At 39.5% G+C, this 26329-nt stretch carries 21 protein-coding genes, 1 other RNA gene and 1 pseudogene; 14 read left to right on the top strand and 9 right to left on the bottom strand.

The annotated features are described in order from the left end of the window. Positions 1-17: 17 nt before the first annotated feature. A complete protein-coding gene (locus I6E69_RS03935; RefSeq protein WP_024596260.1) occupies positions 18-914 on the bottom strand; it encodes a GGDEF domain-containing protein in 897 nt (298 codons plus the stop codon). A 133-nt stretch (positions 915-1047) separates the two neighbouring features. Here I6E69_RS03935 and I6E69_RS03930 point away from each other — a divergent pair, with 133 nt between their 5' ends. Then, positions 1048-3021, top strand: a complete 1974-nt coding sequence (locus I6E69_RS03930) for a monovalent cation:proton antiporter-2 (CPA2) family protein (RefSeq protein WP_002958293.1) — start codon at positions 1048-1050, stop codon at positions 3019-3021. Between the two features lie 15 nt (positions 3022-3036). Here I6E69_RS03930 and I6E69_RS03925 read toward each other — a convergent pair whose 3' ends face one another. Continuing rightward, a complete protein-coding gene (locus I6E69_RS03925; RefSeq protein ID WP_002958292.1) occupies positions 3037-4182 on the bottom strand; it encodes a patatin-like phospholipase family protein in 1146 nt (381 codons plus the stop codon). 239 nt (positions 4183-4421) lie between these two features. Here I6E69_RS03925 and I6E69_RS03920 point away from each other — a divergent pair, with 239 nt between their 5' ends. From I6E69_RS03920 to I6E69_RS03900, 5 genes are all read left to right on the top strand, one after another. Continuing rightward, on the top strand, positions 4422-5297 hold the full coding sequence (locus I6E69_RS03920; protein ID WP_197120690.1) for a DUF3014 domain-containing protein: 876 nt from the start codon (positions 4422-4424) through the stop codon (positions 5295-5297). A gap of 139 nt (positions 5298-5436) precedes the next feature. Beyond that, positions 5437-5533, top strand: an RNA gene (gene ffs, locus I6E69_RS03915) — signal recognition particle sRNA small type. A 273-nt stretch (positions 5534-5806) separates the two neighbouring features. Beyond that, a complete protein-coding gene (locus I6E69_RS03910; RefSeq protein ID WP_197120689.1) occupies positions 5807-7333 on the top strand; it encodes an acetyl-CoA hydrolase/transferase family protein in 1527 nt (508 codons plus the stop codon). A 590-nt stretch (positions 7334-7923) separates the two neighbouring features. Continuing rightward, on the top strand, positions 7924-8235 hold the full coding sequence (locus I6E69_RS03905; protein ID WP_002958288.1) for an EthD family reductase: 312 nt from the start codon (positions 7924-7926) through the stop codon (positions 8233-8235). 219 nt (positions 8236-8454) lie between these two features. Continuing rightward, entirely contained in the window at positions 8455-10590 is a 2136-nt protein-coding gene (locus I6E69_RS03900; RefSeq protein WP_197120688.1) for a TonB-dependent siderophore receptor, read from the top strand. A 34-nt stretch (positions 10591-10624) separates the two neighbouring features. On the opposite strand, the gene I6E69_RS03895 is transcribed toward I6E69_RS03900, so the two are convergent. From I6E69_RS03895 to I6E69_RS03880, 4 genes are all read right to left on the bottom strand, one after another. Then, the gene (locus tag I6E69_RS03895) at positions 10625-11719 is read right to left on the bottom strand and encodes a mechanosensitive ion channel family protein (RefSeq protein ID WP_002958286.1); all 1095 of its coding nucleotides are present in this window, start codon (positions 11717-11719) and stop codon (positions 10625-10627) included. A 97-nt stretch (positions 11720-11816) separates the two neighbouring features. Next, positions 11817-12218: a DUF6691 family protein gene (locus I6E69_RS03890; RefSeq protein ID WP_182737147.1), complete on the bottom strand. Its 402-nt coding sequence runs from the start codon at positions 12216-12218 to the stop codon at positions 11817-11819. 3 nt (positions 12219-12221) lie between these two features. Next, entirely contained in the window at positions 12222-12635 is a 414-nt protein-coding gene (locus I6E69_RS03885) for a YeeE/YedE family protein (protein ID WP_197120687.1), read from the bottom strand. A 131-nt stretch (positions 12636-12766) separates the two neighbouring features. After that, on the bottom strand, positions 12767-14191 hold the full coding sequence (locus I6E69_RS03880) for a sugar porter family MFS transporter (protein ID WP_197120686.1): 1425 nt from the start codon (positions 14189-14191) through the stop codon (positions 12767-12769). A 449-nt stretch (positions 14192-14640) separates the two neighbouring features. Here I6E69_RS03880 and I6E69_RS03875 point away from each other — a divergent pair, with 449 nt between their 5' ends. Next, the gene (locus tag I6E69_RS03875) at positions 14641-15933 is read left to right on the top strand and encodes a hypothetical protein (protein ID WP_197120685.1); all 1293 of its coding nucleotides are present in this window, start codon (positions 14641-14643) and stop codon (positions 15931-15933) included. On the opposite strand, the gene I6E69_RS03870 is transcribed toward I6E69_RS03875, so the two are convergent. Continuing rightward, the gene (locus tag I6E69_RS03870; protein WP_197102682.1) at positions 15909-16460 is read right to left on the bottom strand and encodes an NUDIX hydrolase; all 552 of its coding nucleotides are present in this window, start codon (positions 16458-16460) and stop codon (positions 15909-15911) included. The two genes, I6E69_RS03875 and I6E69_RS03870, sit on opposite strands and share 25 nt — an antisense overlap. Positions 16461-16734: 274 nt before the next feature. Between I6E69_RS03870 and I6E69_RS03865 the strand changes: the two are divergent. Both I6E69_RS03865 and I6E69_RS03860 read left to right on the top strand, forming a co-directional pair. Then, positions 16735-17910 (top strand): annotated as a pseudogene (locus I6E69_RS03865) (IS3 family transposase). Between the two features lie 326 nt (positions 17911-18236). Next, positions 18237-18710: a hypothetical protein gene (locus I6E69_RS03860; RefSeq protein WP_197120684.1), complete on the top strand. Its 474-nt coding sequence runs from the start codon at positions 18237-18239 to the stop codon at positions 18708-18710. Between the two features lie 94 nt (positions 18711-18804). Here I6E69_RS03860 and I6E69_RS03855 read toward each other — a convergent pair whose 3' ends face one another. Continuing rightward, the gene (locus I6E69_RS03855; RefSeq protein ID WP_197120683.1) at positions 18805-19296 is read right to left on the bottom strand and encodes a dual specificity protein phosphatase family protein; all 492 of its coding nucleotides are present in this window, start codon (positions 19294-19296) and stop codon (positions 18805-18807) included. Positions 19297-19385: 89 nt separating this feature from the next. Here I6E69_RS03855 and I6E69_RS03850 point away from each other — a divergent pair, with 89 nt between their 5' ends. From I6E69_RS03850 to I6E69_RS03840, 3 genes are all read left to right on the top strand, one after another. Further along, on the top strand, positions 19386-21578 hold the full coding sequence (locus tag I6E69_RS03850) for an exonuclease domain-containing protein (protein ID WP_197120682.1): 2193 nt from the start codon (positions 19386-19388) through the stop codon (positions 21576-21578). A gap of 144 nt (positions 21579-21722) precedes the next feature. After that, a complete protein-coding gene (locus I6E69_RS03845) occupies positions 21723-22604 on the top strand; it encodes a hypothetical protein (RefSeq protein WP_197120681.1) in 882 nt (293 codons plus the stop codon). Positions 22605-22666: 62 nt separating this feature from the next. Then, positions 22667-23620: a surface lipoprotein assembly modifier gene (locus I6E69_RS03840; RefSeq protein WP_197120680.1), complete on the top strand. Its 954-nt coding sequence runs from the start codon at positions 22667-22669 to the stop codon at positions 23618-23620. Here the strand turns inward: I6E69_RS03840 and I6E69_RS03835 are convergent. Next, positions 23604-24950 carry a S8 family serine peptidase gene (locus tag I6E69_RS03835; protein WP_197120679.1) on the bottom strand — a complete coding sequence of 449 codons (1347 nt, stop codon included), beginning with the start codon at positions 24948-24950 and terminating at the stop codon, positions 23604-23606. The genes I6E69_RS03840 and I6E69_RS03835 overlap by 17 nt on opposite strands. Before the next feature lie 140 nt (positions 24951-25090). Between I6E69_RS03835 and I6E69_RS03830 the strand changes: the two genes are divergently transcribed. Beyond that, complete coding sequence (locus tag I6E69_RS03830) at positions 25091-25582, top strand: RNA polymerase sigma factor (RefSeq protein WP_197120678.1); 492 nt, start codon at positions 25091-25093, stop codon at positions 25580-25582. Further along, positions 25579-26319 carry an anti-sigma factor gene (locus tag I6E69_RS03825; RefSeq protein WP_197120677.1) on the top strand — a complete coding sequence of 247 codons (741 nt, stop codon included), beginning with the start codon at positions 25579-25581 and terminating at the stop codon, positions 26317-26319. The genes I6E69_RS03830 and I6E69_RS03825 overlap by 4 nt, the downstream gene beginning before the upstream one ends. Positions 26320-26329 lie beyond the last annotated feature (10 nt).

Genomic DNA, 26329 nt, shown 5'->3' with positions numbered 1-26329 from the left:
ATGCAGTTAAGTAAAAACTAATATGCTTTTGCGCAGTTTCTACCTGATGCCTTTGCTTTGTATAAACCTTTATCTGCTCGAGCAAATATCTCAGTTTCGCAATCTTGGCTGTTAGCTAGAGTAAAACCAATACTAGTTGTTACTTTATACTTAGACATTAATGGCGATTTTCTTACTAAGCACATTATACGCTCAGCAATTACTTTATTAGTTGTAAACTCAGGGTCTTCAATAAGTAAAGCAAACTCATCACCACCAAATCTAAATACCGAATCAGTGCCGCGTATACTACTACACAGTACTTTTGAAAATTCTTTAAGTGTATCGTCACCAATTTTATGGCCGAAGTTGTCGTTAACTTGTTTAAAGTTATCTAAATCAAGCAACATTAAACTAAATGGACGTTGATAACGGCGACAGTTTTCAAGCTTTTGAAGTAAAAAATCATTAAATTGACTACGATTATTTAAACCGGTTAACGCATCCTTTGTGGCAAGCTTTAGTACGCGGCTATACATCATCGCATTACGAAGTGGATAAACCAGCGCAGTATGCAAAGTATGTAGCTTTTTCTCAATGGCGTGACCAAGCGGGAATTTACTAAAATAAATTAGCTGCCCTAAGTGGTCTTTATTAATCGCTAAATCAAAAATATAGGGTGTACTATTTGTATCACTTTGTGATGTTTGAGCAGTACCTAAAGTTGATTGAAACTGCAATCCAGAAAAATTGAGCAATTGTTTTGCAAATTTAGCGTAAATAGCCAGAACATCCTCGATCACTAAGCTTGTTTGTAGCTCTGCGACGAGTTCATGCGTTTCAGTTATTTCATTTGTAGGTGAGTGTTCAGCCGAAAACGGCAAAAAATCACCGCGACCAGACACACGCTGCGTCAAAATATGGACGTTTTCCATTAAATTCTCCCCCGAGGGTGTTACTTTGCAATAACTAAGCTATTTTTGTGCCATATTTTAAAATTGCATGAAAAACATATGGTTGTTATATTTACTTACAAGCTACTAGTTTAATTTAAACGCGAGGCTGCATTTGCAAAGTATTAATGCTCAAATTTTTGGCTTATTAGTCGCGGCAGTTCTTTTTGTGTGGTTTTTTAAGCGCATTGGCTTGCCGCCTATTTTAGCGTACCTAGCAACGGGGGTTTTAGCCGGTAGTCATGGTATTGGCTGGCTTGCACAATCTCACGAAATAGAGTTTGTAGCTGAATTGGGTATTGTGTTTTTGTTATTTAGTTTAGGGCTAGAATTTTCTATTTCTCGGTTAATGGCAATGCGAAACCTAGTATTTGGTTTGGGCTCATTACAAGTAGGTATAACCAGTTTACTCTTCATTATTATTCTATATTGCTTAAACTTTTCATTACTCACCAGTTTTACCATCGGCACAATTATGGCACTTTCTTCAACCGCTGTGGTTGTTAAGCTATTAAAGGAAACGGGTGAGCTTAATCAGCGCCGTGGGCAATTGGCCGTTGGTGTACTGCTTTTTCAAGATATTGCTGTCGTTCCTCTATTAATAATACTTCCTTTATTTGCATCAAGTGACTCTCAAAGTATTGGCTGGGCTTTAGCGTTTGCCCTAAGTAAAGGCGCATTTGTATGTGTGCTTCTTTGGGCAATTGGTAAATGGGTATTGCCCATTGTGTTTAAAGAAATAGCGCAAGTACGAACCGATGAGTTATTTGTACTTACCACCATATTAGTCGCGTTGTTTGCAGGCTTTTTAACGTATATGTTTGGCTTGTCTATGGCATTGGGCGCTTTTTTAGCGGGAATGATGTTAGGTGAGAGTCATTACAGGCATCAGTTAGAGGCCGATATACGCCCATTTCGTGATATTTTAATGGGGCTGTTTTTTGTTACTGTAGGTATGCAGCTAGATATTTTATTTGTACTGGGGCATATCGTAATAATTATTGGTGCCTTGCTGGGTTTACTGGTATTAAAAATTGCAGTGGTAGCCTTTAGCGCGCGGCTAATGCATGAGCGAAACCAAGATTCACTCGCCTGTGGCATTATGCTGTGGCAAATGGGGGAGTTTGGCTTTGTACTTATTGCACTTGCTGGCCAGCATCAATTATTAAATTCAGAGCAAGCTTCATTTTTAATTGCCCTTGGTGTGCTTTCAATGGCATTTACCCCATTTTTGATTGATAAAACGCCATTTATTTTAAAGCGTTTAGGCATACTCGATCGCCCAAGTTTGGCGCTCGAGAGTGAGCCACAAAGTAGTACGCTTTATAGCGACCATGTTGTTATTTGTGGTTTTTCGCGAGTTGGGCAAACTATAGCGCGTTTTTTAAAGCCCGAAGCAATTGACTATGTTGCGATTGAAAGTAACCCAATTTTAGTACAAGAAGGCAAAGCGGCGGGTGAGCCTGTCATATTTGGCTATGTTAAACAAAAAGATATTTTAAAGTGCGCAGGAGTAGAGCGAGCTCGCTTGGTTATTATTACTTTTACAGAGTTTGATCATGCACAAGTTGTGATTGATGCCATAAAGCAAATAGCACCCAATGTTAAAATACTCATTCGTACCCGTGACGATAGCCAGCTAGATTATTTAAAAGAGCTAGGTGTCACCGAAGTAGTACCTGAGTCGTTAGAGGCAAGCTTAATGCTCGTGTCGCATGTGTTGTCTATGTCGGGAGTACCGATGACGCGTATTGTGCGAAGAGTAAGTAAAGAGCGTCGTAATCGTTATCCGTTAATGCAAAGCTTTTATGCAGGCTATTTTAAAGATAACGAAGATACATCAAGTGACAGGTTAGAGTACTTACATGTGGTTGCTCTGCCTGATAAAGCTTATGCAGTTAATAAAACAATCGAAAATCTAAATTTAGAAAAGCGTCGAGTACTGGTAAAAGCACTGCGCAGAGAAGGGGCCGAAATAGACACGCCATCAGCACAAACAATCTTATTGGCTAATGACGTTTTAGTGTTACAAGGTAAACCAAGGCGTGTTGAGCGGGTAGAGCACTACCTGCTCGACGGAATAGAATAACGTTTCTGTTTGGGCTTAATCTAGTTCTAAAAACTTGCGTATCTCCGGTAATTTTTTCATACCGTCTTCATAACCAATTTGCATTAAATGCTGGGTGTAGCGTTTTTCAAACAATAGATAACTGGTTAAGCTCGATTGCGAATGTTTTTTAACACCTATGGTACGTAGCAATACTTTAATAGCCCAAGGCATATCGTCGTAATACTGCGCTGCAATAGCATTAAAGTTTTGCGAAGGGTTAATTACAAAGGTATCTATTTGTTTAAGTTCTTGATGTTTGTCACGCGCGGGTAATAGCCCTAATGTTCGGTTAACACGAGCCAAACGCTCTAAATCCGATTGCATAGTGTCGGTAAATACACTGTCTAGTAAATGCCCCGCAACAGCAGAGAGTCCAGGATAATGTGGCGAATAACCCGGCGGGTGTAATTCTTTAGGTTGGTCTACCCCAATAATAAATATTTTTTCAGCGCCTAAATGAATCGACGGACTCAACGGAGAAAGTTGATGTATAGAGCCATCCCCAAAGTAATGGTTATAAATATTTACACTTGGAAACACCATAGGAATGGCACTTGATGCCATTAAGTGCTCAACATTAATACGAGTTGCGCGGCCTTCGCGTTTAGCACGTTGCCAAGATGTTTGCGTATTAGATTGAAAAAATGCAACCGAGTCACCCGTTGTATAACTTGAGGCTGTAATAGACAGCGCATCTAAATAATTACGGTGTAAATTGCGCTCAATGCGGTGTAAATCTAAAATCTCGTTTAATAAACTACGCAGAGGGCGGTTATTTAGTAAGCTCGCTGGTGGGTGGTTAATATGCTCTGACTGAAAGCTCGTTAAGATATTGCGAGCAATATGACCAAACACGCTTAAAAAGTCACTTTTATAGACCATAGAGGTTGAAAAGTTTTTCCAAACTGATTCGAGCTTTCGTACAGCCAAATGCGCACAAGAAGCGTAACATGCCAATGCAGCTGAGTTAATAGCGCCAGCGGAGGTGCCATTTATTACTCTAAATGGCAATGGAGCAGTACGAGGCATACTATGAGCTAGCGCTTTTAGCACACCCACTTGATAAGCAGCTCGTGCGCCACCACCTGTAAGTAATAAGGCAGTTTTAGGTTTTTGTGGATCAACTTGCTTGATTTTCATATTGGTGGTTAGACTGTTCTACGTCTTTGCTTTATTTATTAACTGTAAGTCTTTAAGCTAGAAGAATCAAAGGATAACTGCCCTAATGCTTATTACATTATTTAATCACCCAATTTAGTAGGTAACTTACTTTGCTATAATTGCCGTATTATAAAATGTCATAGTATTTGTGTAAGAATGAATTTAATCCACTTAGCGTACTCTAAGTGATATCGCATTTTAATTTTTATGGAGTTCGTATGTCAGATAAACCAGAAGCATCAGATGTTCAAAAACGTCCACCTAATAACAATATTCTTTTCGCCGTTATTATTTTAATAGTCGTAGCATGTGCGGCCGCCTTCGTATTGCTCACACCAAGTGACGAGCAAGAAACACGCACTGAGGTAGAGCCCACAGTTAAAGAGCAACCTATGATGGAGCTCAAACCCGAGAACGACCCAGTGGTAGACGCGCCATCTGTAATGCCAGAAAAACCAGCCGAGCTTGAAGTACCAGCACAAAGCCCGAGTGAGCCGGAGCCTGAAGTAGAGCCACTACCAACGCTTAACGAAAGTGATGCAGTTGTGGTTGCTAAAATGGATGAGTACCTAAGCGACTCAGTAATGAGCCTAATGGTAACCGATGATGTAATTCGCCGTGGTGTTGTATTTGTAGATAACCTAGCTAAAGGTAAGGTAGCTAAAAAGCACACGCCTGTTGTACAGCCAGAAGAGAAATTTAGCGTTAATGAAGGGGATATCCTCACAATTAACCCTAACAGCTACGAGCGTTATACCCCGTATGTGAAAATATTTACCAGTATGAGTGCAGCGCAAGCTGTTCGCATGTACGAAGAGTACAAGCCACTTATAAATAATGCATACAGTGAAATTGGTTATGGCGATGATGAGTTTAATCAAACGCTAACCGATGCAATCGATTTATTACTTGATACGCCAGAGCCTGAAGGTGACTTGCCGTTACTTCGCGACTCAGTGACGTATCAGTATGCGTTTTCGGAGTGGGAGCAATTACCTGCTGCGCAAAAACAGCTTTTACGTATGGGTCCAGAAAATATGAAAAAAGTAAAAGCAGCACTTCGTAATATAAAAGCGCAGTTAGAGAACAATTAATACGCACTAAAACAGCTAAATACGTCGCGATTGTATATGAAGTATGCAATCGCACTTTCTTTTTAGATTATCCCTTGAATAACAGAGCAAAAGTAGAGATAATCCTTCCCGCGCCAACCAAGGCCCTCAATGGTAGTCTTATTGGTCCTCTCGCAACACTAGCAGGCGAACCTGGTCAGGCCCGGAAGGGAGCAGCCACAGTTTGTGACGTGTGTGCCGAGATGTGGCTGGTAAGACTGCCACCCAAATTCCTCATTTGGGTGTTTAAACTAATAAATTTATCTCCTCAAAAATAATTTCTCTTATTTAATAATACGATTTATTTATAGATTATTGTGTTGTTTTTGTAAAATATATTACTAATAACTACATGATAATATTAATTAAAAGTAAATTAACCTCCCTTTTAAACATGTTGCTCATCCTCGATTCGTAAATACGACTTAAGTCTAGATTGTGTAGTACGAAGTTAGGATTAGAATAATGACAAATTTAGAGAGGAGCTCAGTATGCACTTGGAACGTATTCGCAATAGTAACCTGCACGACAAGGTAATGCCGGCAGAGCAAGCAAGCCAATTTATTAAAGATGGAATGACTGTAGGGATGAGTGGTTTCACTCGTGCCGGAGAAGCTAAAGCAGTACCCAGAGCATTAATTGAGCAAGTCAAAAAAAATCCAATCAAAATAAACTTAATGACGGGTGCGTCATTAGGTAATGATCTCGATAAGCTATTAACAGAGGCGGGCATTTTAGCGCGTCGTATGCCTTTTCAAGTAGATAGCACTTTACGTAAAGCGATTAATAACGGCGAAGTTATGTTTATTGATCAGCATTTATCTGAAACGGTTGAGCATCTACGCAATCATCAATTAACCATGCCTGATGTGGCTGTTATTGAAGCCGTCGCTATTACCGAAGAAGGGCATATTGTGCCAACGACATCGGTAGGTAACTCAGCCAGTTTTGCTATTTTTGCCAAACAAGTCATTGTTGAAATTAATATGCTGCATAACCCGAATCTTGAAGGTTTGCACGATATATACATTCCATCTTATCGTCCTACTCGCCAACCAATGCCGTTAGTTAAAGTAGACGACCGTATTGGTAGCACTGCTATTCCTATCGACCCTGCAAAAATTGTTGGTATTGTTTTTACTAACCAAAGCGACTCGTTTTCTACCGTTACCGACCCTGATGAAGACACAGCATCAATTGCGCGCCATTTAGTTAACTTTTTTAAAGATGAGGTGGCTCAAAATAAATTGCCAGCTAATTTAGGTCCACTACAAGCAGGCATTGGTAACATTGCTAATGCAGTGATGATGGGGCTACTCGACTCTGACTTTAAAGACCTAACAATGTACTCTGAAGTACTGCAAGATTCGACATTTGACCTAATTGACGCAGGTAAGATGAGCTTTGCATCAGGCAGCTCAATTGTTTTATCGGAGCGTTGTAACGCGCAAGTATTCAATAATTTAGAAAAATACAAAGACAAGCTAGTGCTACGCCCTCAAGAAATTTCGAACCATCCTGAAATAGTGCGCCGTTTAGGTATTATTGCCATTAATACTGCACTTGAGTTTGATATGTATGGCAACGTAAATTCAACACATGTTTGTGGCACACGAATGATGAATGGTATTGGCGGCTCGGGCGATTTTGCACGTAATGCTCATTTAGCAATATTTGTGACTAAATCGATTGCTAAAAATGGGGCTATTTCAAGCGTAGTGCCTATGGCGAGTCACGTTGATCATAACGAACACGATGTTGATATTTTAGTAACCGAGCAAGGCTTAGCTGATTTACGCGGTTTAGCGCCGCGAGAGCGTGCTGTACAAGTTATTAAGCACTGCGTGCACCCAGATTACCGCGACGATATGTTAGATTACTACAATCGTGCTTGTGAGCGTGGTGGGCATACCCCTCATTTACTTGAAGAAGCATTTAGTTGGCATATTCGCCTTGAACAACAAGGCAGCATGAAAAAAGTATCTGTAGCAGATGCTCCAGTGCAACTTTCTGCATAAGCATTTTGGTTTATTAAAATTGAATTAGTTAGTTTTATACTTACTTTTGAACCGCACTAGTGCCAGCTCAATCAGCTTTGATTAGTGCGGTTTAATAAAAACTGTAAGTCCAAAATAATTTTATACCTACTCTTTGCATACCTTTCTTAATCACCTTCTTTACTGTTATTTTATTCACTTAGGTTTAAGTGCTACTACCATTATTAGGTGTGTGATGTGCTTATTAAAAATATAGGTACTAAATGGCGTTTGACAAAGGATTAGAAGAGCGACCTTACAGTAAAACCAGTTAAGGGCTTGGTTTATATTTTGCCTAAAGGTTTTGAGTCTGATTTAGCATATTGAATAAATACGTGCGTTAACTTTGTAGAACTTTTACTGCCCAAACCTTTTAAAAAACGACCCGCACTCAAGTAAATTAGCGAAGTATCACCTTAATTAAAATAAGCAATGCAATCAAATTACTGGCGCTATGAGTATGAATACCGCATAATTGAGCGACTGCTCACTTATGCGTTTTTTACTTAAGTATGATTCATACTGTTTCAAAAGACGCTTTAAATTTTTTAGTAAATAAAAGAGAGAATGTAATGATTAAAGTAAGCGTACTATACCCAAATAATGAAAGTGCTACTTTCGATATGGACTACTACTGTAAAACACATTTACCCCTAGTTGCAGAGTTAGTTGGTAAAGCGCTTATATCAAGTAGTGCCGATGCAGGTTTAGCAGGTGGCGCACCGGGCGAAGCGCCAACTTATATTGCTATGGGGCATTTAGTGTTTGAATCGGTAGAATCTTTTCAGCAAGCCTTTGCACCTCATCAAGAGGTAATAGCCGCTGATTTAGTTAACTTTACTAACGTGTCTCCAGTAATTCAAATTAGTAATATTGCGGGATAAATTACACGCTAAATACTAATTTAAGAACTACTTAATAACCCCTACCGCATTTAGTGCAGTAGGGGTTTTATTTTAACTGCAATAAAAGCGCTGGCACTCTGTTTTAGTAATATTAGTTCTAATATTTAGATGTATTAAACCCGCCCATGTGTTGATTATGAAAATGATAAGAGTTATCATTTAGCTTGTTGGCTATCTACACTTCTCCCAGGAATTATCATGTTTAACCCTAATTATTTGGCATTAAGTATTGCTGCGTCTTTTTCTGCTTTTTCTAATATGGCATTTGCAGAGCAAAATAACGATATTGAAAAAATAGAAGTAACTGGCCGTGCCCAGCAATTTTACCTAGAAACAGAAACTAAAATTGGTACCAAAACTAATTTAGATCTTATTAAGCTTCCGCAATCGGCTCAGGTATTAACCGAGCAACTTATTATTGACCAAGCCGCGCGCGACATTACCGATTTATACCGCTCAATTGCGGGAGTGAGTGAATACAGTTACTCAGGCGTTACTTTTCGTGGTTTTAGAGACGATGCCAATGTATTTTACGATGGCGTACGTGGCGACCCATATTCGGGCTTTGGTGTACCGCAGTTATTTAATGTTGAACGTGTTGAGGTTTTAAAAGGGCCTGCCTCTGCTTTGTATGGCGGTGGCGAACCTGGTGGGATGATTAATTACGTAACCAAAAAGCCAAGCTACACACAAAAACGCGAATTAAAGCTTACTTTGGGTAACTACAACACCCGAGGTGCATCACTCGATATGACCGGTGGTTTAAGCGATATAATGGCTTATAGATTGGGTGGTTATTATGAAGAGCAAGACAGCTTTCGTAACAATGCAGACTCAAAAAACACCGAGCTGACAGGCGGATTGTTATTTGATTTAACAGATTCAACAACCCTAACCACAAGTGTTGACTACATTAAACAAGACCTAGGCGGTAACCGCTTACGTGGCGTACCGGTAGATGACAACGGCAACTTTTTAGTTGACCCAAGTTATAACGCGAATGAGTCGTTTGATTATCAAAATATGGAAGCTTTGGTGCTTCAAGCAGAACTTAGCCATTATTTTAATGATGATTTTTCGTTAAGTACTACGTTTCGTTACATGGATAACGAGCGAGACCAAGCCTACCATGAGTCGCAAAGCTGGGTAGATGTAAACGGTGATGGCGTTGCCAATATTGACGATGAAACGATTAAGCGTGAATACCGTAAGCAATTTCGTGCCAATAAAGAGGCAAGTGTAACCACCGACTTTGTTTATAACTTTGGACAAGGACAATTAACACATCAGTTTTTATTTGGTGGTGATTACCACACCGTTGATACCGAATATGACTACTTTCGCGCCCGATATGAGGCCGATGGCGTCGCTAATTTAAATATTTTTAATTTAAACTACGGTGAAACCGATCCAAGTACTTATAACCTTACCGACATGAACCGCGATGGCGTAGATACCGACCGATTTGGTGTATACGCGCAAGACGTAATTAGCATAGGCGAGCAGTGGACAATAATTGCAGGTTTGCGCTATGACCATTTTAAAGAGTTTAATCAAGAAACTGGTTTTAGTTACTCAGATAACGACATAACGCCGCGCGTTGCTGTTACTTATCAACCTGTCGAAAATACATCGGTATATATTAATTACTCAGAGAGCTTTAACCCTACATCATCAGCCGACCAAGAAGATGTAGAAGGCGAAGGTAATTTAGAACCAGAAACCGGCAAGCAAACCGAGCTGGGTATGAAAAACCAATGGCTCGACGGCAAAATAATGAGCACCTTTGCAATTTACCAAATTAATAAAGAAAACGTGGTAATGAGCAACCCTGACGATTCGGGAGCGGGGGATGGCATTGCTGCTCTTTTAAATATAGGTGAAGTAGAAAGCCGAGGATTTGAAACAACTTTAGTTGGCGATTTGTCAGCGCACTGGACCGTAACGGCTAACTACGCTTACAACGATACACAAGTGGTAGACGGCGTAACGGGTGATACGCTTTCAAATACATTTGGAGATGGTTCGCGCTTTGCTAATGCACCACGCCATCAGGCAGGTTTATGGACTCGCTACGCTATTGATTCAATTGACTCATCAATTGCATTTGGTGCAAATTACGTAAGTGAGCAACTGAGTACCAGTGGCCAAAAAGTAAAACCATTTACCGTATTTGATATGAGCTGGACGAGTCGCTTTGACGACGTATTACTGAGTGTAAATATTAATAACCTGTTTGATAAAGAATACGCGGTTAGTGGATTTAGTGAGCGAAACGGCCACTTTCCTGGCAGCCCTCGTGAAATTATTGGGCAAATAACCTACAAGTTTTAATACTTATTAGCGCGAGAGTTGCTCGCGCTTTTTTTTAAGTGTCGCCTTGCACCTTTTTATCACTATTAAATTTAGCGGCTTCTTGAGTCGTGTTAATAGCCGTAATAGGGAAGGGGATTACAATACCTTCTTTTTTATAGCGTTTATGCAGGGCTTTGATAAAAGCAGATTTTACCCAAAAGCGATTAAAGTATTCTTTAGCTCTAAGCATCACCGTAAAGTTAATGCTTGATCTATCAAAGGTATGAAAAACCACAAAGGTATTGTAATCATCAACGCCCCATTCGTGTGAAATAAGTATTTCACGAGCCACTTCAAGTGTTACTTGTTCAACAAATTCTAAATCTGAATCGTAATGCACACTTATATCAACAGGCACGCTTAGCTCTTTTTCAGGGTAAAAGTAATTAATAATACGCGACTTAGATAATTGGCTATTAGGTATAATAATCATATTGTTAGGTAGCATTTTAACCCATGTAGATCGCCAACCTATATGATCAACAAAGCCTTGCTCCTTAGATTCAAGCTCAATAAAATCACCCACCCTTATAGGTTTATCTATTACTAGCTGCACGCCAGAAAAAAAGTTTTCGAGGGTAGGTTGCAAAGCAAGGGCAACAGCTAGTGATGTAATACCTAACGAGGCAATAATTGGCGTAATAGAAATACCTAACGTGCCCATTAATACCAGTAATCCCACTGACGATAATGTAACGCGTATCACGCCTTTAATTATGCTTTTTGAATTAAAAACCACGGCAGATTGTTTACCATAGTAATTAATAGTGCCAATAATAAAGCGGTCTAAAAACATAATAAGTGCAAGCAGAGCTAATACAATATTAATGCTATTAAAAGGGATCTGTTGAGAAATAGAAGTACTAATAATGAAAGTGTCGTGCTCTAAAATGGTGAGTAGCACAATAATTGTGCACAGTGTTAGCGGCTTAGATATTGACTCTATTAGTAAAGTATCGAATATAAATTTGGTTTTTGAAGTCCATTTTTTTAGCCAGTACATTACAAAAAAACGAATTAAAAACAGTAGTATAGCTATAAGTAATAGGGAGGACGCTGCGCCTAACCAAGGTGTGTTGTTAGAAAATTCCAGCGCTTTATTTAGTATAACTTAAACCTGTTCAATATAGTTTTATATATATTGCAGCAAGTTATGTACCTTTGTTTGGGTAAAAGTAGCTGCCGAGTTTAGTCGGCAGCAAATATTATACTTTTTTGGCTAACCACATACCGCCTAGCACGGCTGCAAAAAACAATAAAAATTCCATTTTAAGAGATACTAATTGAACCAAGCCCGGGCCTGGGCATATACCACTTAAACCCCAGCCTAAACCAAAAAGTACCGAGCCGATAATTAAGCGCGTATCAATTTTTTTTAAATCACTTAAATTAAACGTTCCTGAAAGAAGTGGCTTCTCTTTTTTTGCAACCCATAACCATGTAAGCATCATTATTAGCATGGCAACAGCCATCACTATAATTAAGCTTGCGTCCCATTGGTTTCCATACGTAAGAAAGTTAATCACTTTAGCAGGGTTTGTCATCCCGCTAATAATAAGTCCTAAGCCAAATATAAAGCCTATAACAACCATCATAATTGCTTTCATTATTTATCCTACAAGGTTTGCTGTAATGAAGGCGACAAGCATAAATGTGCATGTTGCAACCCAAGAGCGAGTAGAAAAGCGCGACATGCCGCACACACCATGGCCACTTGTGCACCCATTAGCTAACGTTGTACCAGCGCCAACTAAAAGCCCTGCAACAACAATAAGCCAAGACGGTAATTGCAATTCGCCTTCTAATAAAGATGGCGCAAATACCCTTACAGCGACTCCTGCCAACAATAGCCCTAAAATAAAGTATAACTGCCAACGAGAGTCTGAATTTGCTTTAGCGAATACAGACTTAACAATGCCTGATATGCCCGCAACTTTTCCGTATAAAACCAGTAATAACGTACACGCTATACCTATTAATGCCCCGCCTATTGCAGCCGATACTGGGGTGAATTCTGTTATCATTTTTAAATTTCCCAAACAATAGAAACGCCCAAACCGGTTTGTTTCATTTCGATTGATAATTGTTGATTAGGCGCTAAGTAGTTAGCACCCGTTACTTTTTTGCTGGCGATTAATAGCACCGCTTTTAAAAATTACATAGATTCGAGCGTTTTACCGCGTGTTTCTTTAATGTATTTAACAACAAAGAATATGCTTATAAGTGCCGATAACGCATAAAAGCCATAAGCACCGGCAAGGCCAATGTTGGCAAGCATAATAGGGAAGGTCATTGTGATTGCAAAGTTAGCAATCCATTGTGCGCTAGCTGCAACAGCGAGCGCAGCCCCACGAATACGGTTATTAAACATTTCGCCTAATAATACCCATACAACAGGGCCCCAACTTAAGCCAAAAAATACCACAAATAAGTTAGCCATAATCAGCGCAAACGTACCCATGTTATCGCTAAGTGCAAGTTTGCCTGCGTCATCAAGGCCTGCACTGCCAAATATATAAGTAAGCGCGCTTAAGCTAATAAACATACCAATACTGCCTACTAATAGCAGTGGTTTACGGCCAACTTTGTCAACTAGGGCAATGGCAACAAAGGTCGATACAATATTAGTAGTACCTGCGAGCACATTTATAAATAGCGATTGCGACTCGTCAAACCCAGCGGCTTGCCAAAGCTCAGAGCCGTAATAAAACACCACGTTAATACCCACAAATTGCTGAAATACACTCAGCGCAACACCCACCCAAACAATTGGGTGTACTTTTTTACTGTTATTAATAAATAAGTCACGAATACTTGGCTTTGTATCGCTATGCAATGAGCGTTTAACATCGCTTATTTGCGCATCAACGTTGTCGTTCGATATTTTACTAAATACCGATTTTGCATCGTCTACTTTACCTTGCGCCACTAAATAACGAGGCGACTCTGGAATAAACAACACACCGACTAAAAACAGTACAGCAGGCACAAGCTCAGCCCAAAACATCCAGCGCCAAGCGGCTATATCAAGCATTAAAATATTTTGCGCGCTGCCTGCTGCATCAGCAATTAAGTAGTTACTTAAAAAAGCAGCAAATAAACCCAGTACAATAGCGAGTTGTTGTAGTGTAGCTAAACGACCACGTAGTGCTGGTGGCGCCACTTCTGCAATGTAAGCTGGCGCTAATACCGATGCAGCACCAATACCTAAACCACCAAACAAGCGGTAAAAAATAAACTCCGCAGAGCTTTCGCTAATGCCCGAACCAAAGGCACTAATGGCAAAAATAATCGCAGTGATGATCATAATTGCACGCCGACCAAACTTATCAGCCAGCGGCCCCGCAGCAAGCGCACCTAGGGCGCACCCTAATAACACAGACGCTACATTAAAGCCCGTAGCTACACTGCTTGAATTAAATGCATTACCGAGTGCCGACACCGTGCCGTTAATAACGCCCGAGTCAAAACCAAATAAAAAGCCACCAATAGCAGCAACGGCCGATATAAATATTACGTAAAAAAGAGAAGTGTTTTCAGCTGTGTTGGCTGAGTGGGAAGGCGGTGTGTGCGTTGTCATTATATGCCCTGAAAGTTAAATTAAATTCAAAGGAGCATAATATCGTAAAGCGTTATGGTTGAATATGCTTGCGCGGGTATAAAGGGGTTGGTGAGTATAAATTGAGGCGTTTTTAAAGGTTTTAAATTAATGGCTTTAATTTAAAGGTATTAGCTTACCGGCGTTACTTTAAAATTAAGTTACTGCCTTTTTAGATAACACAGACTGAATTTTAATAAATAATATGCTTTGTATAGGAAGTGCCTGTTGGAACAATATTACTGATCTGTACCTTTAAGTGTGCTTTTGCAATTACATAAATTGATTGGAAGTTAGGTAATTGTTTACAAGTGATTATTTGGTGGTTAAGGTAAATGCATTGAATATAGGGACATTTGTCGGCTTATAAAGCAACAAATGTCGTCACCTAAATTGTTATAAGCCTGGACTCTCGAAGCTAAGGACGGAGTATGAAAAAAAGATTAAACCGCGCGTATTGGATGCTAGCAGATACAGAGCTGCCCATTTCAAAAGATTTGTCTTATAAAAACTCTTTTGAAGCTCACTTTAAACATGGCTTGTTGTTTAATGAAAAATTAATGATTTCGGACGCTCAAGCGGTTAATTGTGTTAACTTTCGAACTTTAATTAATGAAAGCACAGAGTTTAAGCAGCTTATGTCGAACGATCTCTTATCAATTGCTGTTAGAGATCCTCTAGGCACACACAACTGTGACAGACTTACACAAGTTAGAGATGCTTTCCAAACAGAAAATAAACGTAATATGGAGATGCAGCAGTTTCTTTCAGATATAGATTTAGACTTCGTGAATGAGAATTGTGAAATTATTCCCTACACTTACTCATCGTTAAGAGAAAATTATACAGAAAATATATTTGAAATATTTAAAGGTGAAAATGCCAATCAAGTATTTGGGAGTGATATTCAAAAATTACTCATAGAGCGATTATTAAACGAGTCTGAACGTGATCAAGGACTTGGTAGAGTTTTTTTACATAAAAACTTTGAATCTGATTTACGCAAAGTTGGCAAGCATGAAATATGGGCTAAACATAAGAGCGACATAATTAGACTTTCTGATGCACCGTATGTGACAGGTATTTCTAAAGTACTTAATACAAACCCAATATACTCTCCTCTTCACCAAAGCAGTTTCGAGTTAGCATATCCGAAAAAGCCACAAACAATTGAGAAAAAATCATCCATAGAAATAGCGACAAATTTAAATTTAAGTAGTTATGAGCAAGCACTATCGAAGTTAATGCCTGAAGATATTTTATACCTTAGGGATAGCTTTGAGTTTAAAGAATATCAGAAAAAAATTAATTATGGTGTATCGAATGAAAACTCACTAGAAAATACATTAGATGCATTAATTGCATATCAAAACCTTATTGATCAATACATAATAAGGCGCCATCTGGGTTTAAAGACATCTAAGCAGTTTAAAGCTAAAAGATTTTTAGAACCAATGAGAAAAATATCGCAAGAAAGCGGAGTCTTTGCGCTTGGTCTTGCGCTCACTGATGCAGTTTCCGGTGGGGCGCTTTCTATAGCTAACTTTTTTGTTAGTGAGGTTATCGATCGCCAATCGACAATGACAGAACAAAAAATCACCCGAGAGAAATATAAGTTACAAGCGGCGATAGAGAATTCCGCTGATAATGATAAAATCAAAGCACAACACTTTTCTAAGGGTGATGTAAATGAAACTATTTACACATCATTAGATAAATTCTGAGCAATAAAAAACATAGTCATAGGATCAATAATTTCTTTACTCAATAATAGTTCCTGCAATTCATGAGCTGCAAAGAAGCGAACATCAGAGATAGCTTCTTTGTTCTCTTGGTTCCTGATTGATGTTCGAGCATCAACTTCTACGTTGAATAGATAAGTATTTGATTGCTTCTCTGTGATCTTTTTATAAAGTGTCCAGTTACTCCCTATACAACCTGTTTCTTCGAAAAGCTCCTTTTTACTGCACTCTAAAGGAGTTAGCTCTTTTTCACCAAACCCTTTTGGTATTTCCCAAGACCAACATCTATTTTCATGCCTAAAATTCTTAACCAGTAGCAATCTCCCTGCTAAATCTTTAGCGAATATCATTACACCATATGGAGCGTTCCAAACAAATCGAAGATACTTGCCATGATTGCCAGAAGGAAAAATAACATCATCATTGTATAGAGTTGCGTATTCATTCTTGAACTCTATTATTTCTTGCGCTATTTCTATCTCGCCTTTTTTGTGATTACCCTTTTTCATTAAGCTTATTCCTTTAGTGAGTAAGTGATTGTATGATGGCATATCACAAGTTGTTTCTCACGGAAAATTATTCGCTGCGCCCGAAAACTAATTAGGATGACACCCATCCTAATTAATACGAAAAAAACGTGAAAAGTGCATCATCATAAATAATGAAACATGCAAAAAGCTGATCTACACCTATAAAATAAAGGAGGTGTAGTGGCATAGTTAATTTGGCCACCCATTAAGAAAGAAATGTTATGCTAATAAGCATACAAATTTGGGTGAAAAAATGACGAAATTAAAACGGGCAACGTATTCTGCTGCAATCAAATTAGAAACAGCTCAGCTTGTAGTTGATCAAGGCTACACGCAAGAAGATGCAGCTAAAGCTATGGGGGTTGGTAAATCAACTGTAAGTAAGTGGGTAACTCAATTAAAGCAAGAACGGAATGGCCAGTCCCCATTGGCTTCACCAATGACGCCTGAACAAATTGAAATCCGCGAACTTAAAAAGCAAATCCAACGCATTGAATTAGAAAAGGATATATTAAAAAAGGCTACCGCTCTCTTGATGTCCGACTCCCTGAGCAATTCTCGTTAATTGAGAAATTAAATCAACGAGAGCGTTACCCAATCAGCGTGTTGTGTAGCGTATTCAATGTGCATCGCAGCAGCTATAAATATTGGGCCATACGGGATACAACATCGACACCTGAGCAAGTAAGGTTAGAAGCGGAAGTTAAAGTTATACATGCAATGAGTGGCGGTTCGGCTGGGGCACGGACAATCGCAGCAATTGCAACGAATAACGGTTTTGAATTAAGCCGTTATCGCGCCGCTAAGCTGATGGTTAAACTAAAACTAGAGAGCTGCCAAGTACCACAACATCAATATAAACGCGGTGGTAATGAGCACCTTGAAATCCCGAATTTTCTAGATAGGCAGTTTGATGTTGTTGAGCCGGATACGGTGCGGTGATGTGACGTATATTTGGACAGGTAATCGCTGGGCTTATTTAGCGGTCGTTGTTGATTTATTTGCACGCAAAGTCGTTGGTTGGGCAATGTCATTGTCGCCAGATACTAACTTAACGCTAAAAGCGCTTGAACTCGCGTATGAAAGCAGAGGAAAACCGACAGGACTGATGTTTCACTCAGACCAAGGAAGCCATTATACAAGCTTGAAGTATCGGCAACGTTTATGGCGCTATAAAATCACACAAAGCATGAGTCGGCGCGGAAATTGTTGGGATAATGCGCCAATGGAACGATTTTTTAGAAGCTTTAAAACGGAGTGGATGCCAAAAGTTGGATATGAAAACTTTGAAGAAGCTAAATATAGTGTGAGTGATTATATCAACGGATATTACAACAATGTTAGACCACATCATTATAATGCAGGTTTAGCACCAAATGAATCTGAGGTTAGATACCAAGATTCTAAAATTGTGGCCAAAATTAGTTGACCACTACAAGGTAAAAAATAGACTTTACGAGGTAAAACCAACTTGCATACGCAATGGCAGCTGTATTGTCTTGTTCATAATATAGAAAAGCTGCAAAATACGATGCATTAAAAAGAGTAGGCCCTTTTAGCCTAAAATAAAGCCACTCAAATACCTGTAATCCTTCCAAAATGCCAATTAAAGCAATATCAAGCACTTCTTTATATGCTACATAAAAGTACAGTAATAGATTAAACCAAAATAGAAACTCAGCTATGGTTTGTTTACCAATAAAAACAAATAAAAAAGAGTAAATCTACAGGCTCGTTATGTTTCTCAAGGTGGTTATGCAAACTATTATCAAATCTCCAAGTGAGTGTACTGAAATAAAAATTAGTACTTTTGAAAAATTGACTGAAGATGGTGGGCAAGTTGTTAGCTACATACTTCGAGAAAAAATTGAACGCACACAAAAATTGGTATTCATCTGGAACGGTGATGTTTGCGTCGCAATTGGAACTCTAAAAAATCCAGCCTCGTCATACAAAAACAAGCTATTCAAAGCTGCTGGCGTAAGTGAAAAGTCATCGCTTTATAGTTTCGAAATAGGGTATATTTACGTAACAGTTAAAGGCGTTGGCAATAAATTAATGGAAACTGTCTTAGAAGCTAATTACGATGCTATTACTTTTGCAACTACAGGGGACTCTAATGGTGCAAAGCAGCATTCATTTCCAAAGTTTGGTTTTAAAAAGTTAGGTAATTCTTATAATAATGAATCAGGTGAATACCTTCTTGGCTTATTCGGCAACGAAAGCTAACAAGTGGCTAAACTCATCAACGCTAATCTATCGCCATCATAAAAGTACTTTTAGTGCTATTTATACAGCTAAACCCTACCTAATCACTGCCTCACTACTCAAAGTTATCAAAGTACTCTTTTTGCAATTCTATAGTAAGAGCTTTAGGGCGAATGCCTTGTACTAGGCTGTATACTTCTTCTTTTGTGTAACCTGCCGAATTTAAAATAAGCGCAGCGACCAACCCTGTGCGGCCTGTACCGCCTTTACAATGTATGGCAATGGTTTGTTTGTGTTGTATGGCCTGTAATATGTCGGTTTTGTGGGTGTTCCAGCTTGATGTAAAAGGCTGTTTGGGTGCTTCGTCGTCATTTATAGGTAAGTGAAACCAGGTTATATCGTGCTTATTGCACTCACTATTAATTGTTTCTACGTTGTTTTTTTCAAGCTCCTTTTGCGGCATAAGCGACAGCAGCATGTGAGTGCCAGCCGCCTTTAATGTGGCGATTGAGTCAGCTAGGTTTTGTGTTTTTGTGCCAGGGCAGGGCGTAAAAATAATATTTGCGCCGTTATTGAGTGATAAAACATCGTACGGATGCGCGCTCATGGTAAGTCCTTTATTTTTAATGAATTTGCTTTAATAAGCTCACTATAGCGTGTTTTAGTTACAAGTTTAAGATTGAATAATAAGCATAAATGCTAGATACTGTTTTTATATACAGTTGTGGCGATATTATGAAAAAAGAATTACCAGCAAAATACTATTTAGCGCATTTTAGAGAGCTTATTGAGTTTGTAACTAGTAAATGTATGCATTTACTTGAGCCCAAACACAGCGAATTTATTAGTAAAATTAACCAGCTAGATGAGCAAAGCCAGTGCATGTTGGCGCGTGTGTATTCGCGAAAGCCTTATTTAGTGCAGGCGCAATCGCTTAATTATGAAGAAATAACCTCGCCGCATCAGGCTATTTATACGCTAAAAAAAGCGGGTATTTTATTTGAGCCAAACGAGCAGCATTATTCGCAGCTTTTAGCGCACTTAACCAAACCTTCTTTGGTTGAGTTGCTAAGTAATTACAGTGAGCAAATAAGCTTTAAAAAAAGCGCCGCTAAAGGCGCGCTGGTGGATATTGCGCATGAGTTTTTTAAAGCATGCCCACAAGAGCTTGCGCCACTTTATAGCCAGTACGTAATTAATAACCGCAGTGATTACTACGAGTATTTTGAGTTTTTATTTGCAGGTAAACTAAGCAGTGGTGATGTAAATCATCAAAACCGTTTTGTAATGCGAGACTTAGGCTTAACCGCTACGCGCGAAGGACACAGCGAGAGCTTGTCGCGCTTTGAAACACTAGACGAAGCACAATCAAACTATTTATTAAACCGTTACCGGTTAGCATTTAAAAATATTACAGATGAGAGCGACTATGTTGCTTTAGCGTCGCAGGTTTTAGTGCAAGCTGCACATGGTGCAATTGCCGTTGTATTAAAAAACAAACTATTAGTTAGGCTTTATAGACAGCTAAAAACAGTTGATAGCGAACTTGCTTTTAGTTTACTTGAAGGGTGCGTGGATGATAGCGAAGCACAAGAAATTCAAATAAGAGAGCAATACAGGCTTGGTAATAAAGAGTGGGTAAAAGCTCGATTAGAAGCCATTATCGAAAACCCACTTACTGATGATTTACTTTATTTTGCTGACGATTTTTTAATGCGTAAGTTTAATAAAAAAACACGTTCGCGTTTAAGTGCCATGCTTGCCGACACTCAGTGCGTGCTAGAAATAGATGAACTGTACCGAGGTGAAGTAGAGCAGGGCGTAAACGATTATTATACTCGCCAAGGTATGGCTGTATTTAATACCGAAAACACGCTTTGGCAAAGTTTGTTTGGTTTAGTATTTTGGCATGAGTTATTTGTGGAGTCGCCTTATCCGCCGTGTAATGAGTTTGATATTTATCCGCAAGTATTAAGGCTTGGTAATTTTTATGAAGCGCAGCAAACACAGATAAACGAGCGCTTAGCTCAGTGCAAAACGTTGCAAGCATTACTTAATTTAGTATGCAAAAATGCAGCGCAATACTTTGAGCAACCTAACGGTTTGTTTAGATGGCGCAGCAATTTATTAGAGCCACTAGAAGCGCTTATTTTAAACAGCCCACTTGAGGCATTAATTACTCATTTAACGGCTATGAGTAAACATTATTTACAGCTAAAAGACGGCTACCCCGACTTAATGGTTATTAATAATGGCCAAGTACATTTTGAAGAAGTAAAAGCCCCAGGCGATAAGCTTAGGCGCAACCAACTTACAACTATTGATAATTTAAAAAATGTGGGCTTTACGGTACATATTGCTGCAGTTAAGTGGTTTGTAGACCCAAACCGTGTTTACAGCGTAGTTGATATAGAAACCACGGGCGGCTTAAAAGGCGGCAACCGAATTACCGAAATAGGCCTTGTAAAAGTGCAGCACGGTAAAGTAATTGATACTTGGACTAGCTTAGTTAACCCCGAGCGCCATATACCTGGCTTTATTACGTCATTAACCGGTATTAGCGATAGTATGGTTTACAACGCGCCTGTATTTGCCGATATAGCCAAGCCGCTATTAGATAAACTCGCAGGCAGTATTTTTGTAGCCCATAACGTGAACTTTGACTACGGCTTTATTAAAAAAGAGTGCGAGATGGCAGGGCACTTTTTTAAAATGCCAAAAATGTGCACCGTGGTTGAATCGCGCAAAGCGTTTAAAGGCTTAAAGTCTTATTCGCTTGGTAACCTAAGTGCGCATTTTAATTTAAATTTAACCAGCCATCACCGCGCATTGGCCGATGCAACCGCCACTGCCGAGCTGTTATTACTGATACAAAATAGTGAAACGTAAACGCAGTAGAGTATTAACTTTCTTTTAAGTAACTGAAATTTAAATAATAAGTAGTTTTATTTAAATTTTTTAATTTATTTTGGAATAAAGTGTTTTTGAAAATCGTCTTCTTTATGTCAATCCGACAAACTAGAGGACAAAACAATGACTAAATTAAATAAAATTGTAAGCGTAATGATGTTAAGCGGTGTGTGTACTTTTACAGGTGCAGTGCACGCCGCTGATATTGAACTATCTCAGTCAACGTCGGCGCAGCAACAAACATCTACATCTATTGCGCTTTCACAAAACGCTTTAACAGCCAGTGGTAGCAACGAGTCAAACGTATCTAGCGATACACAAGTAACGGCTGACGATTCGCAAAACACAGATTCAACGGCAAATAACACGCAAACTCCAGCGCAAGAAAGCAGCGAGGCCGAAGAGCCTGCAAATTCATTAGTTGCATCTGCCAGCTCATCTTTAAATAATGCATTGAACGCATCGGCCTCGTCTTTAAATGCCACAGGCAATACCACAGTCAACACAGCGCTTGATACAACCGCGCAATTAACCTCATCGGCGGGTAATTTAACGACTGCAGTGAGCCAATCGTCATTACTTTCTGTTACCTCTGATCAGGCCGTTCAGCCTGATACTACCGATACACCAACAGATGCCTCTTTACTTTCAAATGTTGGCAGCGCTACCGATTCAGTAACACAAGCTGATGCAGCGAGTGCGCTTAATGCGGGTGAGCTTACAAACCAATTAGCAATTACTAATACGGCTGCAAACTCAGTCAGTTCTGCACTACAGGTAGGTGATGTAATTAATACCAGTAATGAAGTAGTAAGCAGTGTTCAGCAATCTTTAATTGCCAATGTGCAAGACAGTACGGTTAGTAGTTTACAAAGCACGGTACAGCAAAGTGTTAGCGGGCAGGTGAGTGCAGCGGTCACTGATCAAATTAGTAACGATGTAGCACTTAGCACTGCAAGTGAAGTAGTAACCAATATTACTAACGACTTAGACCTAGGCCTTTAATACGCCGCGTGTTTGCACAAATGCCGAATAGGGAAACCTATTCGGCCTGTTGGAGAATAAATATGAAAGCAGTTATAACCGCCACATTGTGTGTTTTTAGTGCCCAAGCGGTGCTTGCACAAACCAACCACGTTAAAACACCTGAGCAAAATAAACCCTTTAAAAGTAGCCTTGAAGTAAATGCAGATGCAGAAGTTGGGGTATTAAGCAATTCAGCGCTCTCTGTTCAGGAGCTTGACGATATTTCGTCGCAAAGCGACAGCGGCATAAAAACCGCAGCAGGTGTTAATGCAAAATGGCAATTAACCAAAGGCGCTAAATTAACTTCAAGCTACCGGTTTGAACAGCAAGACTACGATGAATTTGATCAATACGATTTAGACCTTCATCAATATGGTTTAGATGGCAGCTACAGCTTTAATAGCCATGAGGTAGGAGTTCGTTACGATGGCGCAAAAGCAAATGTAGATGGCGAAACATTTTTACATTTTAATCAAGCTAGTGCTTACTATGGTCATTTTTTAAACCCACATACGTATTTGCGTATGAGCATAAAAACCAAAGCTAAACGTTTTGCTACTGCAAAAGCACGTAATGCCGATGGTGTAGGTGCCGATGTAGCGCTTTATCATTTTATAAATAATGGCCAAACCATGCTAATTGCAGCGCTAAGCGCTGATAAAGAAAACGCCGACGACAACCAATACGACTTTAACGGCTACGGTTTTACGACTAAAGTTACGCACAAATTTACGGCCTTTAATGTGGCTAACAAAGTGGGGGCTGGCTGGCGTTATCAAAATAAAGATTACGATGAGCAAACAACGGATGATTTTTTTGAGCAAATACCGTCGCGAGATGAGCACCGAAATGTAGTTAATGCGTTTTATAACCTAGCTGTGTTTGAGCACGTAACGCTAATAGCCGAGGCTGAATATGGCGATTATCAATCAAAGCTTAGTAGTAATACCTATACGCAATCGGTTTTATCGGCGTCAGTTAAAGTGCACTTTTAGGTGGGTAAATGGCGCCATAACCAAAGGTGGTGTCTTTGCCTTGCTCGCCTAAATCGACGGCCAGCGATGTAAGCTCGTTAAGTGCTTTGGTTTTATTATTCCCATGCTTTAACAATAAACAACTTAATGCCGCGCTTACATGCGGCGCCGCCATTGACGTACCCGACTCCCTCCCAAATTTCCCATTGCCTTGGCTTGTAACAACATTTACACCAAGGGCTGCAAAGTCTATGTAATCGCCTTTATTTGACCATCTATAAATGTGGTTTTTTGCATCAATAGCACTTACCGCTATCACGCTTTTATAAGCGCCTGGGTATAACGGCTGCGACGCCGGCCCTTGGTTACCTGCAGCAGCTACAATTAACACGTTTTGTTTTATTGCAGCAGTAATACTTGCTTCTAAAACTGCGTTATTTGGCCCTGTTAGGCTCATATTTATTACGGGTATTTTTTTACTAACTAACCAGTTGAGTGCCTCTACTATGGCAAATAATGTAGCCCCTTGTGCATATTCAGATTGCCTATAAAACACCTCGGCACTGTAAAGCTTGGCATTGCTTAAAAGCGGGCTAAGTTTTGCGCCTTTACCTGTAATTAAGCCTGCAATGGCGGTGCCGTGTAAATTTGGCGAGCTTAACCCTTGTGGTAAAAAGCTTTGTGTGGTGATATTGGCGCCTTTAAATGCACTGTGTTTGCTATTAATGGCGCTGTCGATCATGCCAATTTTTACACTTTGTGTGCAGTAGGGGGCAATAGAGTTATTTGGTGTTACTTTTGCGGTAGGCTCGCCTGTTTGCGCTTGGTATATGTGGTTTCGGTCAAGTATTGCAGACTCATCTAAGTTAAGCGCTTTTAATAACTCACTTTTAGAATTAACACTTTGGGGCACGTTAAAGCGCACTAAGCTCATATTAAGTGCGTTGTAATTTTTTACCGATACAATGGTTACATTTTGCTGCTTTAGGGTATTAAGTTGTTGGCTATTTGCCATTAATAACCATTGGCGCTCTATTGCTCTAAAGCCGTTTTCAAGCTCTACTTCAACAAATGCAGTGTTTTGGCTATTTATATTAATGTTAAGCACATTGGGTAAGCTGCTAATTGGCTCACTTATTTGCGCTTTTAGTTCATCAATCGATATTTGTGGAACAGGCACCGGAAGCGGCAGGCGCTGTGCTCGCTCTATAGTTTGTTCAATACGCTGCTCTATTGGGTTTAGCTGCCCAAACACCTGATCGACTCTTACTATATTGGCTGAACTCGTTGCGCTAAATATACAAAGCGAAGCGGCTATTATGTGTTTAACGCGTGTGTTTATAATATTCATAGTGGGTTACTTCTATTAAATTTATCATGCTGGTTAGTTAACGTTTAACACATAGAAATATTTCATTATTTAAATTATTTTGATTATTTGGGAATAAATGCTTTTTTGAATCGTCTTCTTTATAAAAGGGGTAAAAATCAATGAACGAAACTATAAAAACCTTATTGCCCATGCTTAGGCGTTTTGCCTATTCGCTAACGGGTAGTAAAGCAGATGCAGACGATGTAGTGCAAATAACAATTGAAAAACTATTAGTAAAAGGCATTCCGGATGACGTTGAGCCTGCTAAATGGGCATTTAAAATTTGCCGTAATGTGTGGATAGACGAATACCGCTCACGCAAGGTAAGGCAAAATACGGCTCAGGCCGATATTTTACCAGAGCCAATATCAAGTAATGAGCACCAAACACTCGAAAACAAACAAATGCTTAAAAATGTAAATACAGCACTTGGGCAATTACCCGAAGAGCAACGCGCCATAGTATCGCTGGTGGCAGTGCAGGGCATGGCCTATAAAGAGGTAGCACATACACTCGATATACCTATAGGCAGTGTAATGAGTAAATTATCGCGTGCACGCAGTACACTTTATAACTTAATAAAACCCGACTTTAAAAAGGAGCAAGTATGAACATTAACGACGAAACACTTAGCGCCTTTTTAGACTCAGAACTAAGCGAGCACGAAATGGAGCAAGTGCGCAAAGCCCTTGAAACCGATGATGAGCTAGTAATGCGACTTGCAGAATTTAGCGAAGTAGACATGCGAGTAAAAGAGCACGCAACAAGTATTGACGACGCACCACTTAGTGACTCATTAGCTAAAACGGTTGCAAAGCTTGATATGGCAACGACAAAAAACACGCAAAACAGTAATGTAGTAACGTTAACGCCTTGGCAAAAGGTTAAGCAGTCGGCTAATAAAAGCTTAGCAATAGCAGCAAGCGTTGCTGTGGTATTTGGTATTGCAATGACGAGCTATTTACAACCCAATGAGTCGCAAAATTTAGTAGCCAGTAACATAGCCACAGCACTTAATACGCAGCTAAGTAGTGGTGTGTTTGAGCAAAGTGATGGCTCAGTATTTAGCGCACAGCTTAGTTTTAAGAATCAGCAAGGTGAGCTTTGTAGGCAGTATGCACTAAGCTCAAATAATACAACGCAAACAAGCATTGCTTGTAAAACGCAAAGCGGTTGGCAAATTAAAGCGCAATCAGCCACGCAGCAAAGTAACAATGGCGCGCAATATCAAACGGCGTCTAATAACAGTGACTTAGATGCTGTTATAGATAGCATGATCAGCGGCGCACCACTAGATAGAGCGCAAGAGCAGCAAGCAATTAGCGCAAAGTGGCAGTTAAACAAATAATAATGTGTAT

This window comes from Pseudoalteromonas sp. NZS100 (assembly GCF_015864815.1).
Lineage (GTDB): Bacteria > Pseudomonadota > Gammaproteobacteria > Enterobacterales > Alteromonadaceae > Pseudoalteromonas > Pseudoalteromonas distincta.
This window is presented reverse-complemented; position numbering and strand designations above follow the sequence as displayed.

Excerpts from the sequence above, each read along its gene's own strand:
- I6E69_RS03920 (WP_197120690.1), top strand. The coding sequence starts at position 4,422 with ATGTCAGATAAACCAGAAGCATCAGATGTTCAAAAACGTCCACCTAAT.
- I6E69_RS03860 (WP_197120684.1), top strand. The coding sequence starts at position 18,237 with ATGCAAACTATTATCAAATCTCCAAGTGAGTGTACTGAAATAAAAATT.
- I6E69_RS03890 (WP_182737147.1), bottom strand. The coding sequence starts at position 12,218 with ATGAAAGCAATTATGATGGTTGTTATAGGCTTTATATTTGGCTTAGGA.
- I6E69_RS03880 (WP_197120686.1), bottom strand. The coding sequence starts at position 14,191 with ATGACAACGCACACACCGCCTTCCCACTCAGCCAACACAGCTGAAAAC.
- I6E69_RS03875 (WP_197120685.1), top strand. The coding sequence starts at position 14,641 with ATGAAAAAAAGATTAAACCGCGCGTATTGGATGCTAGCAGATACAGAG.
- I6E69_RS03910 (WP_197120689.1), top strand. The coding sequence starts at position 5,807 with ATGCACTTGGAACGTATTCGCAATAGTAACCTGCACGACAAGGTAATG.
- I6E69_RS03840 (WP_197120680.1), top strand. The coding sequence starts at position 22,667 with ATGAAAGCAGTTATAACCGCCACATTGTGTGTTTTTAGTGCCCAAGCG.
- I6E69_RS03845 (WP_197120681.1), top strand. The coding sequence starts at position 21,723 with ATGACTAAATTAAATAAAATTGTAAGCGTAATGATGTTAAGCGGTGTG.
- I6E69_RS03935 (WP_024596260.1), bottom strand. The coding sequence starts at position 914 with ATGGAAAACGTCCATATTTTGACGCAGCGTGTGTCTGGTCGCGGTGAT.
- I6E69_RS03905 (WP_002958288.1), top strand. The coding sequence starts at position 7,924 with ATGATTAAAGTAAGCGTACTATACCCAAATAATGAAAGTGCTACTTTC.
- I6E69_RS03835 (WP_197120679.1), bottom strand. The coding sequence starts at position 24,950 with ATGAATATTATAAACACACGCGTTAAACACATAATAGCCGCTTCGCTT.
- I6E69_RS03825 (WP_197120677.1), top strand. The coding sequence starts at position 25,579 with ATGAACATTAACGACGAAACACTTAGCGCCTTTTTAGACTCAGAACTA.
- I6E69_RS03850 (WP_197120682.1), top strand. The coding sequence starts at position 19,386 with ATGCTAGATACTGTTTTTATATACAGTTGTGGCGATATTATGAAAAAA.
- I6E69_RS03900 (WP_197120688.1), top strand. The coding sequence starts at position 8,455 with ATGTTTAACCCTAATTATTTGGCATTAAGTATTGCTGCGTCTTTTTCT.
- I6E69_RS03830 (WP_197120678.1), top strand. The coding sequence starts at position 25,091 with ATGAACGAAACTATAAAAACCTTATTGCCCATGCTTAGGCGTTTTGCC.
- I6E69_RS03925 (WP_002958292.1), bottom strand. The coding sequence starts at position 4,182 with ATGAAAATCAAGCAAGTTGATCCACAAAAACCTAAAACTGCCTTATTA.
- I6E69_RS03885 (WP_197120687.1), bottom strand. The coding sequence starts at position 12,635 with ATGATAACAGAATTCACCCCAGTATCGGCTGCAATAGGCGGGGCATTA.
- I6E69_RS03870 (WP_197102682.1), bottom strand. The coding sequence starts at position 16,460 with ATGAAAAAGGGTAATCACAAAAAAGGCGAGATAGAAATAGCGCAAGAA.
- I6E69_RS03855 (WP_197120683.1), bottom strand. The coding sequence starts at position 19,296 with ATGAGCGCGCATCCGTACGATGTTTTATCACTCAATAACGGCGCAAAT.